Genomic DNA, 15,801 nt, shown 5'->3' on the forward strand with positions numbered 1-15,801 from the left:
TCTTCTTGTTTTTAGGCCGATTCAGCGCATGAAAAACTTTCATGCGCCAAGGCGTGACCGACTATTCCTTGCTGACGTTCGCCAGGAAGTTGGAGTCGAATGTCGGGCCGAGCTTGTAGCCCTTCACGTTGCCGCCAATGCCGGCAACTTCAACCTGCTGGAACAGCATGACGAACGGGCTCTGGTCGAGAGCTTCCTGTTGAAGCTTCTTGTACTGTTCAGCACGCTTGTCGTTGTCGCGTTCCAGAAGAGCTGCCTGCGTCTGCTTGGTTAGTTCCGGGATGTCCCAGGCGTTGCGCCATGCAAGCGTCTTGGTCGATGCGTCGTCGCTATTATCCGGGTTGCTGGTGAAAGCTTCGGCGTTGGAATTCGGATCCCAATAGTCCATGCCCCACTGGCCGATATACATGTCGTGGTTACGGGCACGATACTTGGTCAGCGTCTGCTTGCCGTCGCCGGGGATGATCTCGATCTTCACGCCAGCCTGAGCAGCGGTCTGCTGGAAGGATTCGGCAATGCCGGTGACCGGCTGGCCGTTACGGACGTCGAACGTGACCGAGAGACCGTCCTTCAGACCCGCCTTGGCGAGAAGTTCCTTCGCCTTGGCAACGTCGAGCTTGTAAGGCGCAGCATCGAGAGAACCAAGAACGCCCTTTGCCTGATAGGTCTGGCGGATTTCACCAATGCCCTTGATGAGGGTCGAGCCGATTGCATCATAATCGACCAGATATTTGAACGCTTCGCGAACTTCCGGCTTGGCCAGATTTGCGTTCTTCTGGTTGAGGCTGATGTAATAAACCGTGCCCTTGGCAGCGCTGGCGGTCGTCAGCTTGTCGTTCTTCAGAACGGCTTCGTAGTCGCCCGGCTCCAGATTGCGTGCCACATCGACGTCGCCGGATTCAAGCATCAGGCGCTGCGTCGCGCTTTCCTTGACGTGACGATAGAAGACGCGCTTGAGCTTGGCCTTTTCGCCGTAATAATTGTCGTTGCGTTCCAGAATGACGACTTCATTGGCGCGCCATTCGCGGATCGCGAACGGGCCCGAACCTGCCGACTTGGTCTTCAGCCATGCGTTGGCATAGTCGGTGTCGTATTTGTAGTCGTCGGTCGGCGTAACCTTCTCGGCGTGTTCTTCGAGGAGCTTCTTGTCGACGACAGCAGCGACGGTCGCGGTCAGGCAGTTCAGCACGAAGCTTGGTGCATACGGCTTGTCGACGGTGAAGACGAAGGTAGTATCGTCAACAGCTTTCGCCTTTTCGTTGACGTTATCCTTGGTCAGGCCGAACTGGGTCAGGATGAAGGCCGGGCTCTTGTCGAGACGCACGGCGCGTTCGAAGGAATAAGCCACGTCAGCGGAGGTAATCGGGTTGCCGGAAGCGAACTTGATGTCCTTCTTCAGCTTGAACGTATAGGTGAGACCATCGTCGGAAACGGTCCAGCTTTCAGCGACGCCCGGTATGACTTTCGACGTGTCGTTGATATCGAGGCGAACGAGCATGTCATAAGCGTTGCCGATGAATTCGGCCGGGCTCAGTTCGAAGGATTCTGCCGGGTCCAGCGTGATCGTGTCATCGATGGCCCATGCCTGAACCAGCGTGTCGGCTGGCGTGGCCGACCAGGCTGGATTTGCGGCCAGTACGGCGGCAAGTGCTGCACCCGCAGCCAGAATACGAAAACGTCCGAAATGCATCATGTTGAGAGTCCCCTTCCTATGATTTTGTTTGGGATTTTGTCTTTGTTTTTTCGCACATCTTGTTCCGAAAACCGTTTCACACTTTTCGGGATGCGCACCAGATCAGGCCGCTTCGTGCCAAGCCTGTTTCAGAACCCGTACCCAATTGCCCCGGCAAAGTTTTGCTAGCTCTTGTTCACTATAGCCCGCTTTTCGCAGTGCATCGACAAGGTTTTGCGTGCCTGCGGCATCGCCGATTTCGGCTGGAATTGTTGCGCCGTCATAGTCCGAACCGAGCGCTACGCAGTCGATGCCCATGCGTTCAACCATGTAATCCACGTGGCGAACTACATCGGACAGCGGCGTGTTGGCGTCTTCCTTGCCATCGGCGCGCAGCATCGTCGTGGCGTAGTTCAGTCCGGCAAGACCCTTGCTCTCGCGGATCGCATCAAGCTGACGGTCGGTCAGGTTGCGGGCGACAGGGGTGAGGGCGTGTGCGTTGGAATGGCTGGCGACCAGCGGCTGATCGCTCAGTTTGGCCACATCCCAGAAACCTTTTTCGGTGATATGCGCCAGGTCGATCAGAATGCCCTTGGTGTTGCACGCTTTGACCAGACGCTTGCCTGCATCGGTCAAGCCCGGGCCAGTATCGGGGCTCATCGGATAGGCGAATGGAACACCGTGAGCGAAAACGTTGTTGCGGCTCCACACCGGTCCGAGTGAACGCAAGCCGGCAGCATAAAAGACCTCAAGAGCAGCCAGATCGGCATCGATGGCTTCGCAGCCTTCCATGTGCAGCACGGCGGCGAATGTGTCGCTGTTCAGCGTTTCGTCAAGGTCGCGGCCATTGCGGCAAAGCTTCCAGCCTCCGGCAGCTTCCAGCTTCAACGCGATGGCGGCGATTTCGAGAGCGATGTCGAGGGAGGGACTACGTTCCAGCGGCACTGAAAGTGGCGTTTCGTAGTGGCCATTGGCATCCGGCTTGCCCAGTTCGATATGCTCGCCCGAAGGTATGTAGATGGCGCATATTCCACCGGCGAGACCGCCTTTGCGCGAACGGGGGAGATCGATATGGCCGATATCCGTCCCGTCGATAAATTCCTTGATCGGGTCTTGGCCCTTGCGGGCATTTTCCCAAAGCCGCAGAAGGACATCGTTGTGTCCGTCAAAAACGCGCTGCATTCTTTCATTCCTGACTGCATGGTCTGCGACAGCAGAGCCACATATCCAAGTGTTCAGGCGCGAGGAGACAACACGGCAAGGTAAGATAACCTCCCGATATGGTGGTTGAGCTTTTCGCTCTTATTGTTCCCCGCACTTCCACTGCCAATTTATAATCGGTTAGTGCCTGTCGGAGTCAAGCCATCGAATGACGTAGTCAGACTGCGAAATGAAGATAAATTTATGCAAAACGAAAGGGCTGCGCTATGAAACGCAGCCCTTTGTGCAAATGCAGAATTGCTTGATGCAAAAACAGAATGAAGTTTCGCATCGGATCGCGGGGCCTCAAGCATTTCCTGTTTCGCTTGAATCGTCGGAAATGCTCTAGCTGCTTGTTTTTAAGCATGTCCTTATCCCGAAACCGGTTCCCACTTTCGGGAGACATGCTCTAGAACTTGTAGTTCAGACCGGCCTTGATCGAATGGTTCTTCAGATTGTTGCGCTGTTCCACGCCGTTGACGCGGGACTTCACGTCGTTAAAGCGCTGGAAGTCATATTCGGCCTTTACGGAAAGCGGGCCGCTCAGGGCCTGTTCAACGCCAGCGCCAACCAGTGCGCCACCTTCCCAGCCCGGAGCCGAGGTGGTGTTGTCCTTGGCCTTGAAGCGGGTCACGCCGTAACCAGCCGTGCCGTAAACGAGCGTCTTGTCGAAAGCATAGCCGACCTTGCCCTTGGCATTGCCGTTCCATGACTGCTGAAGGCTGCCGCCATTGCCGATGCGATGTTCGGCTTCGGCGAAGTTTCCTTCGAGTTCTCCGCCAAACACGACATTGCCGCTCTGCATGTTTTTGCCCACGACAACGCCGCCAAGAGCACCAGTGCGGTTGGTGAAAGGACCGGGAACCCTGGACGAAGAAGCGCCGACCTGTGCGCCGACATAGTTGCCGGACCAGTCATGCGGGCCTGCGGCGACAGGATCATTATAGGAATAGTCGGTTGCTCCCATCATGTCGGCAGCGAAAGCCGAACCTGCAAAAGCAACGATTGCGGCGCCAAGCGCCACTGCGGTGATAGAACGCTTCAACATTTTTTACTCCGATTTTCCCGTCTGGAAACGCTGGCGGGAAACATGCCTGAATTCATTATATCCATCGAAAGGCCGTGCCTTCGAACTGGCTCTCGTCTCACCTCTGATTGTGTCCAAATTTAAGAAAATTCGAGCGATTTCCATGCAATGCGCAACCATTCTTCGCGCTATGCTTAACAATCGGTAACTGCTGGATGCGGAAATTTTTGTTAGATCAATCCCAGTCCACGGAAGCTGGCATGGCCGTGCTTTCCGACAATGACATGATCATGCACCGTGATGTTGAGTGCTTTGGCAGCGTTGACGAGCTGCTTGGTCATATCGATGTCGGCGCGCGATGGTGTCGGATCACCGGAAGGATGGTTGTGGACCAGAATAATGGCGGTGGCGGAGAGTTCCAGAGCCCGTTTGACCACTTCGCGCGGATAGACCGGCGTGTGGTCCACCGTGCCTGTCTGCTGGACTTCATCGGCAATCAGTTTGTTCTTCTTGTCGAGAAACAGGATGCGGAACTGCTCGCGGGTCTCGTAAGCCATGGCCGCGGTGCAATATTCGATCACCTTGTTCCAAGAGCCAAGTACTTCGCGCTCCATGACGGTGCTGCGCGCACTTCGCTTGGCGACAGCCTCTACAAGCTTGAGTTCATGCGCCACAGTGGGACCGGCGCCGGGAACTTCGGCTATCAGCTTTTCGGGGGCGGCCAGTACTTCGGCAATCGAGCCGAACCGCATCAGCAGAGCTTTGGCGAGCGGCTTGGTGTCGGCGCGACGAATGGCGCGAAACAACAACATTTCGAGCAGTTCATAGTCCGCCAGCGCATCGGGAGTATCCCGAAAGCGCTGTTTGAGACGATCACGATGTCCGGCATAATGCGGCTTGTCGATCTTCGGCGTCAGTTGAAGTGTATCACTGAAACCGGGCAACTCAATGTTACCCGGCTCATTCCTGCTCTTTGCCATCCTGTTTAAACCCCCGCAAAAACAGACCAGACAATTACCGAGAACTATATCTCTTCGTTGTTATCTCATGGAAGATGGGCCGAAGACATTGGCCGGAGAGAGTGTAAATATCTCGCAGCCGTCCTTCGTAACACCCACCGTATGTTCATATTGTGCCGTCAGCGAACGGTCTCTGGTAACTGCGGTCCAGCCGTCGGCGAGAACCTTCACGTGCGGTTTGCCGAGATTGATCATCGGCTCGATCGTGAAGATCATGCCTTCCTTGATCTCGACACCTTCATTCGGCGTGCCGTAATGGAGGATATTCGGCGCATCATGGAACAGCTGCCCTACGCCGTGACCACAGAAATCGCGCACAACGGAGCAGCGCTCGCCTTCGGCAAAAGTCTGAATTGCGGCGCCGATAGCGCCGGTTTTCACGCCAGGCTTTACGGCGGCAATCCCACGCAGAAGGCTTTCATAGGTGACTTCAAGCAGCCGCTCAGCGGCGCGCTTGATTTCGCCTACCGCATACATGCGGCTTGAATCGCCGTGCCAGCCATCAAGGAGATAAGTCACGTCGATATTGACGATATCACCCTCGCGCAGTGGCTTCTCGTTCGGAATGCCATGGCAGACGACGTGATTGATCGACGTGCAGGTTGATTTCGTGTAGCCGCGATAGTTCAGCGTTGCCGGAAATGCGCCGTGATCCATGCCGAACTCGAACACGAAGCGGTCGATTTCATTGGTGGTCACGCCCGGCTTGACGATATCGTTGAGGGCATCGAGACAGCGTGCCGTCAGGTTGCAGACCGTGCGCATACCCTCGAAAGCCTCGGGGCCATAGAGCCTGATCTGGCCCGTATATTTCATGGGTGCGCTTGTTGCTTCGATATAGGTTACCATCACTCGATCCGTCTTAATCTACTCAATTGGCACCAGCTCACTGGCATCAATGCTTTTGTCCGTTATGTGGCACCGAACGGCCCAAGCCTCAACCCCGTTTGCACGCGCACGTTCAAAAGCGCGTGCGTAAGTGGGGTCGAGATCACCCGAAATGCTGAATCTGCTGCAATCGTTTCGCTGGATAATAAACAGCATCACGCCCCGATGACCAGCGGCAACAACGTCGACGAGTTCATCAAGATGTTTTGCGCCTCGCGCCGTCACCGTATCGGGGAATTCCGCCAATCCGAGCGTGCGAATAAAGTGTACATTCTTGACCTCGACATAGGCTCGCTGGCGCGGGCCGTCATCCAGTAAAAGGTCGATGCGCGAGTTGCGGCCATATTTCTGTTCACGCTTGAGGCTGGCATATCCTGCGAGGTCAGGAATAAGACTGTTGAGGATTGCTTCTTCGGCGATCCTGTTCGGCAGGCCGGTGTTCACACCGACCAGTGTGTTATCCGCTTCGACGATCTGCAGCGTATGGGCATATTTCCGGTGAGGGGCATCCGAAACACTCAGCCAGACGCGAGAACCTGGAGCGGTCAATCCGAGCATGGAGCCGGTATTGGGCACGGAAGCAGTGATGAAGCGCCCATCGTCAAGTGTGACGTCGGCCAGAAATCTTTTGTAGCGGCGTTCCAGCCTGCCGGTAACCAAAGGTGTTTGAAAAATCATGCGTCGATTTAGAGTAGTTCGCCGCGTGCGCGAAAGGCTTTTCTGATTGCGTTGCGAAATTAGTCAGTGAACGAGAGCAGTTGGCCTAGAACAGCGCCTTAACGACGTCGGCCCAGCTCATATCCGCACCGAGAACCATTGCGGCTGCAACGAGGCCGGCGCCGAGAAAGGTGAGGGTGGTTCTTGTTTCGCTTGTCATTATTCTTCCCCATCAAATCACTTGTTCGAAGTTGGGAAGAATTTCGCGGGAGAATTTGCCCGGATTGTGATGCGATAATGGCTATTCCGGGCAATTTGCGGGCTTTTTACAGATAGGGTAAACGCCCCCCGCTTTTGTTACTGTTTTACCCAATTGAAGACGAGTTCCTCGCGGAAAGCGAAGCGGACGACGTGACTTGCCACGACCTCTTCGAGGCGGGCGAGGTTTTCTTCCGAGGTTTCAACCGTTGTGGTCAGTTTTTCCGCATCGGCATCGAGAATCACGAGACGATTCTCGCCGAGATCGATGGTGCCGTGTTCCGGCGTGAATTCGACTGCGAATTTGTGCGCCCAATGTTTGCAGAGCTGCTGAAGGTAGCGGCTGGCATGGGCGGTGGGAACGATTGCTGTTGCTTTCGACATTATGCTGTCCTTTCGAAAAGGTTGCAGCCCGGCGCGTAACAGCATCCTGGCAATTCAGCCAGTAATATTTGCGTCAATTCTAAAGGAAAAGAAAAACCAGCAATGGTACGCCCAAGGGGAATCGAACCCCTGTCTGCGCCGTGAAAGGGCGCTGTCCTAACCGCTAGACGATGGGCGCCTGCTGGTGTGGGGCGCTTATAGTCAGGAAATTTCTGACATGCAAGCCCCTTTTTTCACCTGTCTGTGAATAAGTTCAGGTAGCACGAAGCGACGCCAATCAGGCGCTAATGGATTGAATTATAAGGGAAAAAGAAAAACCAGCAATGGTACGCCCAAGGGGAATCGAACCCCTGTCTGCGCCGTGAAAGGGCGCTGTCCTAACCGCTAGACGATGGGCGCCTGCTGGTGTGAGTGGGCTTATATTCAGGAAGGTTCTGACTCGCAAGCCCCAAAAAACACTTTTCTGAAAAAAATCGAATGTACTGCAAAAATAGGGGAAACTTCGGCGGGTGGATTCCTTATTTCCTTGAATATAAAGACAAAAGAAAAAAGCCGGATCATATGATCCGGCTTCCGTGTATCCCTGGGACGCCTCTTTTTTAGCCCTTGCAGCGCCAGTTCCAGTCGCGTTCCGGCCCAACGTCGACGTGAACCGAAGTCGTGTGGCAATAGGTGCCGACGCCGCCACGTCCCGACATGGACCGGGCGAAGCGAGCGACTTCCCACTTGGAAACGCCGTCGATCTGAATATCTGCGGCTGCACAGATCATATGGAGCGATTTGCGGGCACCATTGACCTTGCGGTTATAGGACGGGCTGCGATAGCCCGATGTTACCATTACCGGACGGCGGAAATGCCGCTCCATGGTTTTCAGCATGGATACGAGTTGCGGTTTTAGACAGGCAACATCCACGGTCTGTCTTTGTACTTTCAGGCCATTGGGCGCAAGGCGGGCAAGACCCGGAGCCGAAGCAAGTGTTACGCTCGCAAATTCATCATCTTCGTTCGCGTCAATATCGCTATCGTCATAAAGACTGTTGCGATGCTTGATTTCAACGCCGCCATTGGGGCGCACGCCCGGCAGCGAATAATTGTATTCATGCTTCGCAGATGGCGAAACCGGTTTGGCGACAGCAAGCTTCTTGTTTTCGGTTCTGTCTGAGCGTTTTCCGGTCGATTCGTCCGAGAAAAGTCGTGATATGCTGCCTTGCGAAGCCGTTGGGCGCTGCGGCGAGGTGTAAGCGCTCTTCGTGGAGCCGAACAATGAAGCGACCTGAACGGGCTTTTCAGCTTCGGCAGGTTTTGCCGCTGTGCTTTGCTGTGTTTCTGCAGCTTCGGCAGGCTTTTCGTCCTTTGCCGGTTCCTGCTGCTTTTTCGCGGTTTCAGCTGGAGCGGCTGCCGCAGGTTGTTCTGCGGCTTGCGCAGGTTCAGGTTCAGCGGGCTTGTTGCCACCGAACATGCCGAAAAGCGATGAACTCTTCGGCTGCTGCGGGGCGAGGGCTGCTACCTGTGCCGGCTGTTGTTCCGTGGCAGTTGCAGTCTCGACCGGTTTTGCCTGCTCTTTATTATTGGTGTTTGTCGCTTCAGCCGCTGTGGCGGGTTTAGTTTCGCCCGGCTTGGCTTCGGCCTTTTTCTCTTCTGTTGACGGAGTTGCAGCCGTCGCTTCTGCGGCAGCTGTCTGATCGGCGGCACTTTGCAATGTGTCCGCAATCATGGAGCCACCGGTTGCAGAGGTCATCTGGAGCGGCTTACCGTCAAGGCCTGTACCGGTTGACGTGCAGGACGTGACAAGAAGCGCAAGCAAAGCCACGCTACCTGAAAGAAACCTGCCGGTGGTCCGGTGTGTAGAATGCGCAAATTTCAACAGTCTGCTCCAGCTCGATTTCCCTGACCAGTTTGGCGACCCGAATCCATTCGAGCCTACCTGGTTTCGGGAGATCGGCTCTCCCGTGCGAGGCTGACATCATCCCTGATGGCTATCGTCCCCACAGCTCCCGACTGTTCGTGCCGGGAAAGAAATTCAGAAATATCAGCGTGTTATGATGGTCACTTCAGAGTTATGACTGTCATTTCGCTGTATTGGACAAATCACCTGATTGGCAATTGGTTACCAATTTTTAAGTTTTTTAATCGCCGAGCGCAACTATTGATGCGCATTTAGAGTTAAAAGACTTCGCGGTCCGTGCGGAATATTCGCTAATAACGAAATATTACTTTATGTAACCATTGGTTACATTCGCTGTTCCTATCCGTCGCGCACGATAGTCTGCGAGCCCTGATCCGGCTTCACGGCAAGGCGAATTTCCGATTTACATCACTCACTTGTTGACAGGGTGCCTCGACTTGGTGCTATCCCTTCGCAATTGCTTTATCTTTGTCTGGTGTTGTGGCCAACAGCACCTTATGCGGCATTAACCGGGAACAGAAACATGACCAATCGCACGCGGCAGATCGCCAATCTTTTGCTGGCAGCAACGGCGGCGGCGATGCTCACGGCATGCGCGGGCGGAAAAGAGTTTCAGGGTACGCCGCAGGAAGGTGCTTCGCGCACCGGTGTTTTCCCCACATTCGGCCATATGCCGAAGGCTGCGACCACGCAGATCACCGCAGAAGAAAAGCAGCAGCTTACAGCCAAGCTTGATGCCGACCGCACGCGTCTGGCGGCATCCAGAGGCACCGGCGCCGGCTTCACGCCCGCCGAGGCTGCGAGCTTGCGTCAGCAGGCGCAGCAGGAAACGGACGCCACCCTGAAACAGATCGAAAGCGGGGAAGAGTAAATCCTCTTCCTTGGTTTTTGGCGCGCATCTTATCCGAAATCCGTTTCACACTTTTCGGGATGTGCTCTAAAGACGAAATCCGCGTCCTTTGACGCGGCAACACGTCTCGACCCGATTCGAGAACAGGTGTATAGCTCCATTGCGGCGCATACGCGCCATTACGTTCAACCCTCCACTGGAACAGGATCATGTCGGAAGAATTCCATAAAGTCCGTCGTCTGCCCCCTTATGTCTTTGAACAGGTCAACCGTCTGAAGGCATCGGCGCGAGCGGCGGGTGCCGACATCATCGATCTGGGCATGGGGAATCCCGATCTGCCGACCCCGCAGAACATCGTCGACAAGCTGTGTGAGGCCGTGCAGGATCCGCGCGCGCATCGTTATTCCTCATCCAAGGGGATTCCGGGGCTGCGTCGCGCGCAGGCACAATATTATGCGCGCCGCTTCGGTGTGAAGCTCAATCCCGATACGCAGGTCGTTGCCACGCTCGGTTCCAAGGAAGGTTTCGCCAATATGGCGCAGGCCATCACCGCGCCGGGCGATGTGGTTCTGTGCCCCGATCCGACCTATCCGATTCACTCCTTCGGCTTCATCATGTCGGGCGGGGTGATCCGTTCAGTTCAGGCCAAGCCGGATGATACCTTCATTCCGACGCTTGAGCGCGGCGTGAAGCATTCGATCCCGAAGCCGATCGCATTGATCCTGAATTTCCCGTCCAACCCGACGGCCTATGTAGCAACGCTTGATTTCTACAAGGATGTCGTCGCATTTGCCCGCAAGCATGACATCGTCATCCTGTCGGACCTTGCCTATTCGGAAATCTACTTCGATGGCAATCCGCCGCCATCGGTGCTGGAAGTGCCGGGCGCCATGGATGTGGCGGTGGAGTTCACTTCCATGTCGAAGACGTTTTCCATGCCGGGCTGGCGCATGGGGTTTGCGGTTGGCAATGAGCGCCTGATCGCGGCTCTTACCCGCGTGAAGTCCTATCTCGACTATGGTGCGTTCACACCAATCCAGGTTGCCGCGACGGCAGCGCTGAATGGTGACGGTTCGGACATCGCCTATGTGCGCAATGTCTATAAACAGCGCCGCGATGTGCTGGTCGAAAGCTTCGGTCGGGCGGGCTGGGATGTTCCGCCGCCAGCGGCAACCATGTTCGCCTGGGTTCCGATCCCTGAACGCTTCCGTCCACTGGGTTCACTCGAATTTTCCAAGCTTCTGGTCGAGCAGGCCGATGTGGCCGTTGCGCCGGGCATTGGTTTTGGCGAACACGGCGACGATTATGTGCGTATCGCGCTGGTCGAGAACGAACATCGCATTCGTCAGGCAGCGCGCAACATCAAGCGGTTCCTCTCCACCAAGGATGAGAACCTGCAGAATGTGATACCGCTCGAAGGTCGTCGCGGATAATATTTCAAAAGGCTACGGGCAGCATCATGCAGCCCGTGGCATCCCACCCGATAAGCCACTCCATACAGAAGGTCGATATAATGAGTGATGCATTACGGATCGGCGTTGCCGGGCTCGGCACCGTTGGTGCTTCGGTGTTGCGTATCCTGCGTGACAAGTCCGAAATGCTCACGCGCCAGTGCGGCAAGCCTGTAACGGTTACGGCGGTCAGCGCCCGCGACCGCACGCGGGACCGCGGTATCGATCTTTCCGGTATTGCCTGGTTCGACGATCCGGTGGAACTGGCCAAATCTGCCGATATCGACGTTTTCGTCGAGCTGATCGGTGGCGAGGACGGTCCGGCCAAGGCTTCCGTGGAAGCGGCTCTGCGCGCCGGTCGCCATGTCGTGACCGCCAACAAGGCTCTGCTTGCACGCCATGGCGTTGCGCTTGCCAAGATCGCTGAAGACAAGGGCGTTCTGCTCAATTTCGAAGCCGCTGTTGCGGGCGGCATTCCGGTCATCAAGGCAATGCGTGAATCGCTGACCGGCAACACGGTTTCGCGCGTCTATGGCATCATGAACGGCACCTGCAACTACATCCTGACTCGGATGTGGGAAGAGGGGATTTCGTTTGAAGACTGTCTCAAGGACGCGCAGCGCCTCGGTTATGCCGAAGCTGATCCGACTTTCGACATCGAAGGCAACGATACGGCGCACAAGCTGGCGCTCTTAACCAGTCTTGCCTTCGGTACGCAGATCGCTGCCGATGACATCTATCTGGAAGGCATCAGCAATATTTCGCTGGCCGACATTCGCGCCGCCGACGAACTCGGCTATCGCATCAAGCTTCTGGGCGTCGCGCAGAAGACCGATACGGGCATTGAACAGCGCGTGCACCCGACCATGGTGCCGACCTCGTCGGTCATCGCGCAGGTTCATGGCGTCACCAACGCCGTGGCAATCGAAACCGATCTTCTGGGCGAGCTTTTGCTGTCCGGTCCCGGAGCGGGCGGCAATGCGACGGCATCTGCCGTAATCGGTGATGTTGCGGATATCGCCAAGAGCCGTCCGGGCTTCCAGCATGGTCCGGTGTTCGGTACGCCTGCCAAGGCATTGCAGCCTTACAAGCGCGCCAAGATGCGCAAGCACGCGGGCGGTTACTTCATCCGCCTGACCGTCCTTGACCGCATTGGCGCTTTTGCGGCCATTGCCAAGCGCATGGCTGAAAACGATATTTCGCTGGAATCGATCGTCCAGCGTCCACCAATGGATGGCGCAGCCAACGAAGGCATCAAGACGGTCATCCTCGTCACGCATGAGACGACTGAAGCAGCCGTCAAGAAAGCGCTGGAAGCAATCCTCAAGGACGATCATCTGGTCGATAAACCGCAGATGATCCGCATCGAACGCGCCGGGTGAGAACCGGCGTGACTGCCTCTCTTGCAGGTTGGATTCACCTTTGTTATGAAAGCCGGGTCGGATTTGATCCGGCTTAATTCGTTTCAAGAGACAAAACAGGAAAAGGAGGGCTGTATGATGTATGTGACGCGTCATGATCATCACCGTCAGCACGGCCCCGATTTTGCCCTGCATAAGTAACTTGTGCAGGGCGGAAAAAGACTGAAATCACTGTCTTGTTCTGCCTTTTCCTGAAGGCGCGGTCGTTGAACCGCTGCCGGACATTCGCCAGCACATCTATTCGTGTCACGGTTTGGAAACCGGGCATTCGTGCGTGGCAGAATCGGGCTGATTGCCATGTCTCTTGTTTCTATCCAGAATCTTTCCCTGACCCTTCATGAACCTCTGTTTGCCAATCTCGATCTCGTCATAGGCGAGGGCGAGCGGCTTGGCATTGTCGCTGCCAACGGGCGCGGCAAGACCAGTCTTCTGCGTCTCCTTGTCGGGGAGGGCGATCCGACGCTTGGCACCATCACGCGGTCGCGCGGTTTGAAGATCGGCTATGTCAGCCAGTATGTGCCCGAAAAACTGTTCAATCGCAGCTTTTACGAGGTTGTGCTGGATGGGCTTGACGAAGAAGCGCGCGATTATGAAAGCTGGCGCGCCGATATCGTGCTGGATGACCTTAACGTCACCGAAGAACTGCGGCAGCGCCCCATAGGGCAGTTGAGCGGCGGCTGGCAGCGGCTTGCACTTCTGGCGCGCGCTTGGGTTTCCGAACCTGATGTTCTTCTTCTCGACGAACCGACCAACCATCTGGATCTTGAAAAAGTGCGGTTGCTGGAAGATTGGCTGAATGCGCTGCCGCGTTCGGTTGCGGTGGTCGTCAGCAGTCACGACCGCGCTTTCCTTGATGCGGTTACGAAGCGAACGCTGTTTCTGCGGGCGGAAAAATCACCGGTTTTCGCCTTGCCATATAGTCAGGCGCGTGTTGCGCTTGATGAAATCGACGCGGCCGATGCCCGGCAATTTGAAAAGGACATGAAAACAGTCCAGCAGTTGCGCAAGCAGGCGGCGAAGCTCAACAATATTGGCATCAATTCGGGTAGTGATCTGCTTGTGATCAAGACCAAGCAGTTAAAAGCGCGAGCCGACAAGATCGAGGAAAGCGCCAAGGCGGCGCATGTGGAGCGCTCTGCCGGCAAGATCATACTGAGCAGTCGAGGCAGCCACGCCAAGGCGCTGGTTGTTCTCGATCAGACCGAAATTGCCACGCCCGATAGGCGGCTTCTCTTCAAGACAGGACAGCTTTGGATCAATCCGGGCGACCGAATTGTTCTGCTGGGGGCCAATGGCATGGGCAAGACCCGGTTGCTGACGCTTGTGCGTGAGGCCATTCTTGCGCCGGATCAGGCACAGGCAGGAATCAAGGCGACGCCCTCGCTGGTGCTTGGATATAGCGATCAGGCCTTGTCGGAGCTGCGCCCGGACTGGACACCATTCGAGACGATTGCAAGAAGGTTCGATATTGGCGACCAGCGGACGCGATCCTTGCTGGCCGGGGCGGGCATGACGCTTGAAATGCAGGCCAAACCGCTGGAACGTTTGTCCGGCGGGCAGAAGGCGCGACTTGCCATGCTGGTTCTGCGGCTGACCAATCCGAACTTCTATATTCTTGATGAACCAACCAATCATCTCGATATCGAAGGTCAGGAAGCGCTGGAAGTGGAACTGCTGCGCAACGAGGCGGCGAGCCTGATCGTCTCGCATGACCGCAGTTTTGTTCGCAATGTCGGCAACCGTTTCTGGATGATCGAAAGAAAAAAGCTGGTCGAAGTGGAAAGTCCGGAGTTTTTCTTTGATGGAATCGGAAGCTGATTGCCCGCAACATCTTTTGGTTGTTTAACAATTTCTGCAACTTCTGGCCGGGTGTGAGCGTTCACATCCGGCCCGGACATGAAACGAAGCGTGTATAGCTTAAATCGATTAAGAGTTTGAGCGTACATTGTTTTTAGCTCTATCGCCCTTGCAGGGGGCGGGGGACTTTGACAAAAGGTTTGCACAGTGTCGCTATAAGAGGCGGCAATCGCGGGCTTCATGCGCCGCGTCCACGCAATTCGAATTCAGGACTTTGTTCAAATGGCCAAGACCGCAGAGCAGCACCCCCACGGACTGGATCGCATTCTCACACTCGAACTGGTCCGCGTGGCCGAGCGTGCAGCGGTCGCCGCGGCGAGGCTGCGTGGCCGTGGCGACGAAATGGCTGCTGATCAGGCCGCCGTCGATGCCATGCGTCAGGAATTGAACCGTCTTCCGATCGCCGGAACGGTTGTTATCGGTGAAGGCGAGCGTGACGAAGCGCCGATGCTCTATATTGGCGAAGAAGTTGGCACCAAGCAGGGACCGGATGTCGATATCGCGCTCGATCCGCTGGAAGGCACGACGATTTGCGCCAAGAATCTGCCGAACTCGCTTGCTGTTATCGCGATTGCCGAGAAGGGCAACCTGCTTTACGCGCCTGACGTTTACATGGAAAAGATCGCCGTTGGCCCGGGCTACTCGAAGGGCGTTGTGGACCTTGACGCAAGCCCGACGGATAACATCATGTCCGTCGCCAAGGCGAAGGGCGTGAAGCCGAATGAAATCACCGCCTGCATCATGGATCGTCCGCGCCATGCGCGTTTGATCGAGGAAGTGCGGGCGACCGGCGCTGCCATCCGCCTCATCGGCGACGGTGACGTGGCCGGTGTGATGCACACGACCAACCCGGACGAAACCGGCATCGACATCTATATCGGTATTGGCGGCGCGCCTGAAGGCGTTCTGGCTGCGGCAGCGTTGCGCTGCATTGGTGGCCAGATGCAGGGTCGTCTTCAGCTCAATACCGATGAAAAGATCGCTCGTGCCGCGAAGATGGGCATTGCAGACCCGAAGAAGGTCTATTCGCTGGAAGAAATGGCCAAGGGCGACGTGCTTTTTGCCGCTACCGGCGTGACGGATGGCAACATGCTTTCCGGCGTGAAATTCGCCCGTGACTATATCCAGACGCACACCATCGTCATGCGTTCAAGCTCGCAGACAGTGCGCGAGATCAAGGCGCGACATCAGGATCTGTCCAAGTTCTAGG

General features: G+C 56.0%; 13 protein-coding genes and 2 tRNA genes. 5 read left to right on the plus strand and 10 right to left on the minus strand.

What is annotated here, in order from left to right:
• Positions 1-61: 61 nt before the first annotated feature.
• The 10 genes from OANT_RS09910 to OANT_RS09955 all read right to left on the minus strand — a co-directional run bounded on the left by OANT_RS09910 (position 62) and on the right by OANT_RS09955 (position 8,970).
• Complete coding sequence (locus OANT_RS09910; protein WP_012091884.1) at positions 62-1,693, minus strand: ABC transporter substrate-binding protein; 1,632 nt, start codon at positions 1,691-1,693, stop codon at positions 62-64.
• A gap of 102 nt (positions 1,694-1,795) precedes the next feature.
• Positions 1,796-2,854: a dipeptidase gene (locus tag OANT_RS09915; RefSeq protein WP_012091885.1), complete on the minus strand. Its 1,059-nt coding sequence runs from the start codon at positions 2,852-2,854 to the stop codon at positions 1,796-1,798.
• 427 nt (positions 2,855-3,281) lie between these two features.
• A complete protein-coding gene (locus OANT_RS09920) occupies positions 3,282-3,920 on the minus strand; it encodes an outer membrane protein (RefSeq protein ID WP_012091886.1) in 639 nt (212 codons plus the stop codon).
• Positions 3,921-4,129: 209 nt separating this feature from the next.
• Positions 4,130-4,879 carry a RadC family protein gene (gene radC / locus OANT_RS09925; RefSeq protein WP_012091887.1) on the minus strand — a complete coding sequence of 250 codons (750 nt, stop codon included), beginning with the start codon at positions 4,877-4,879 and terminating at the stop codon, positions 4,130-4,132.
• A gap of 60 nt (positions 4,880-4,939) precedes the next feature.
• A complete protein-coding gene (map, locus tag OANT_RS09930; protein WP_010659871.1) occupies positions 4,940-5,767 on the minus strand; it encodes a type I methionyl aminopeptidase in 828 nt (275 codons plus the stop codon).
• 18 nt (positions 5,768-5,785) lie between these two features.
• Positions 5,786-6,484, minus strand: coding sequence for a DNA/RNA nuclease SfsA (sfsA, locus tag OANT_RS09935; RefSeq protein ID WP_012091888.1), 699 nt, complete (start codon positions 6,482-6,484; stop codon positions 5,786-5,788).
• Between the two features lie 336 nt (positions 6,485-6,820).
• Entirely contained in the window at positions 6,821-7,105 is a 285-nt protein-coding gene (locus OANT_RS09940) for a DUF2218 domain-containing protein (protein WP_010659874.1), read from the minus strand.
• A 103-nt stretch (positions 7,106-7,208) separates the two neighbouring features.
• Positions 7,209-7,283, minus strand: a tRNA-Glu gene (locus OANT_RS09945).
• Between the two features lie 146 nt (positions 7,284-7,429).
• Positions 7,430-7,504: transfer RNA gene (locus OANT_RS09950), tRNA-Glu, on the minus strand.
• A gap of 200 nt (positions 7,505-7,704) precedes the next feature.
• Positions 7,705-8,970: a YcbK family protein gene (locus OANT_RS09955; protein WP_012091889.1), complete on the minus strand. Its 1,266-nt coding sequence runs from the start codon at positions 8,968-8,970 to the stop codon at positions 7,705-7,707.
• 565 nt (positions 8,971-9,535) lie between these two features.
• Here OANT_RS09955 and OANT_RS09960 point away from each other — a divergent pair.
• The 5 genes from OANT_RS09960 to glpX all read left to right on the plus strand — a co-directional run bounded on the left by OANT_RS09960 (position 9,536) and on the right by glpX (position 15,800).
• The gene (locus tag OANT_RS09960; protein ID WP_012091890.1) at positions 9,536-9,883 is read left to right on the plus strand and encodes a hypothetical protein; all 348 of its coding nucleotides are present in this window, start codon (positions 9,536-9,538) and stop codon (positions 9,881-9,883) included.
• 188 nt (positions 9,884-10,071) lie between these two features.
• Entirely contained in the window at positions 10,072-11,295 is a 1,224-nt protein-coding gene (locus tag OANT_RS09965) for an LL-diaminopimelate aminotransferase (RefSeq protein WP_010659877.1), read from the plus strand.
• An 80-nt stretch (positions 11,296-11,375) separates the two neighbouring features.
• Positions 11,376-12,695, plus strand: coding sequence for a homoserine dehydrogenase (locus tag OANT_RS09970; protein ID WP_010659878.1), 1,320 nt, complete (start codon positions 11,376-11,378; stop codon positions 12,693-12,695).
• A 336-nt stretch (positions 12,696-13,031) separates the two neighbouring features.
• Complete coding sequence (locus OANT_RS09975; RefSeq protein WP_012091891.1) at positions 13,032-14,552, plus strand: ABC-F family ATP-binding cassette domain-containing protein; 1,521 nt, start codon at positions 13,032-13,034, stop codon at positions 14,550-14,552.
• 261 nt (positions 14,553-14,813) lie between these two features.
• Complete coding sequence (glpX, locus tag OANT_RS09980; protein ID WP_010659880.1) at positions 14,814-15,800, plus strand: class II fructose-bisphosphatase; 987 nt, start codon at positions 14,814-14,816, stop codon at positions 15,798-15,800.
• Position 15,801: the final 1 nt, after the last annotated feature.

The sequence above is a fragment of the Brucella anthropi ATCC 49188 genome (genome assembly GCF_000017405.1).
Lineage (GTDB): Bacteria > Pseudomonadota > Alphaproteobacteria > Rhizobiales > Rhizobiaceae > Brucella > Brucella anthropi.

Coding starts and splice junctions, on each gene's coding strand:
- OANT_RS09975 (WP_012091891.1), top strand. CDS start 13,032: ATGTCTCTTGTTTCTATCCAGAATCTTTCCCTGACCCTTCATGAACCT.
- radC (WP_012091887.1), bottom strand. CDS start 4,879: ATGGCAAAGAGCAGGAATGAGCCGGGTAACATTGAGTTGCCCGGTTTC.
- OANT_RS09915 (WP_012091885.1), bottom strand. CDS start 2,854: ATGCAGCGCGTTTTTGACGGACACAACGATGTCCTTCTGCGGCTTTGG.
- OANT_RS09965 (WP_010659877.1), top strand. CDS start 10,072: ATGTCGGAAGAATTCCATAAAGTCCGTCGTCTGCCCCCTTATGTCTTT.
- OANT_RS09920 (WP_012091886.1), bottom strand. CDS start 3,920: ATGTTGAAGCGTTCTATCACCGCAGTGGCGCTTGGCGCCGCAATCGTT.
- sfsA (WP_012091888.1), bottom strand. CDS start 6,484: ATGATTTTTCAAACACCTTTGGTTACCGGCAGGCTGGAACGCCGCTAC.
- map (WP_010659871.1), bottom strand. CDS start 5,767: ATGGTAACCTATATCGAAGCAACAAGCGCACCCATGAAATATACGGGC.
- OANT_RS09960 (WP_012091890.1), top strand. CDS start 9,536: ATGACCAATCGCACGCGGCAGATCGCCAATCTTTTGCTGGCAGCAACG.
- OANT_RS09970 (WP_010659878.1), top strand. CDS start 11,376: ATGAGTGATGCATTACGGATCGGCGTTGCCGGGCTCGGCACCGTTGGT.
- OANT_RS09940 (WP_010659874.1), bottom strand. CDS start 7,105: ATGTCGAAAGCAACAGCAATCGTTCCCACCGCCCATGCCAGCCGCTAC.
- glpX (WP_010659880.1), top strand. CDS start 14,814: ATGGCCAAGACCGCAGAGCAGCACCCCCACGGACTGGATCGCATTCTC.
- OANT_RS09910 (WP_012091884.1), bottom strand. CDS start 1,693: ATGATGCATTTCGGACGTTTTCGTATTCTGGCTGCGGGTGCAGCACTT.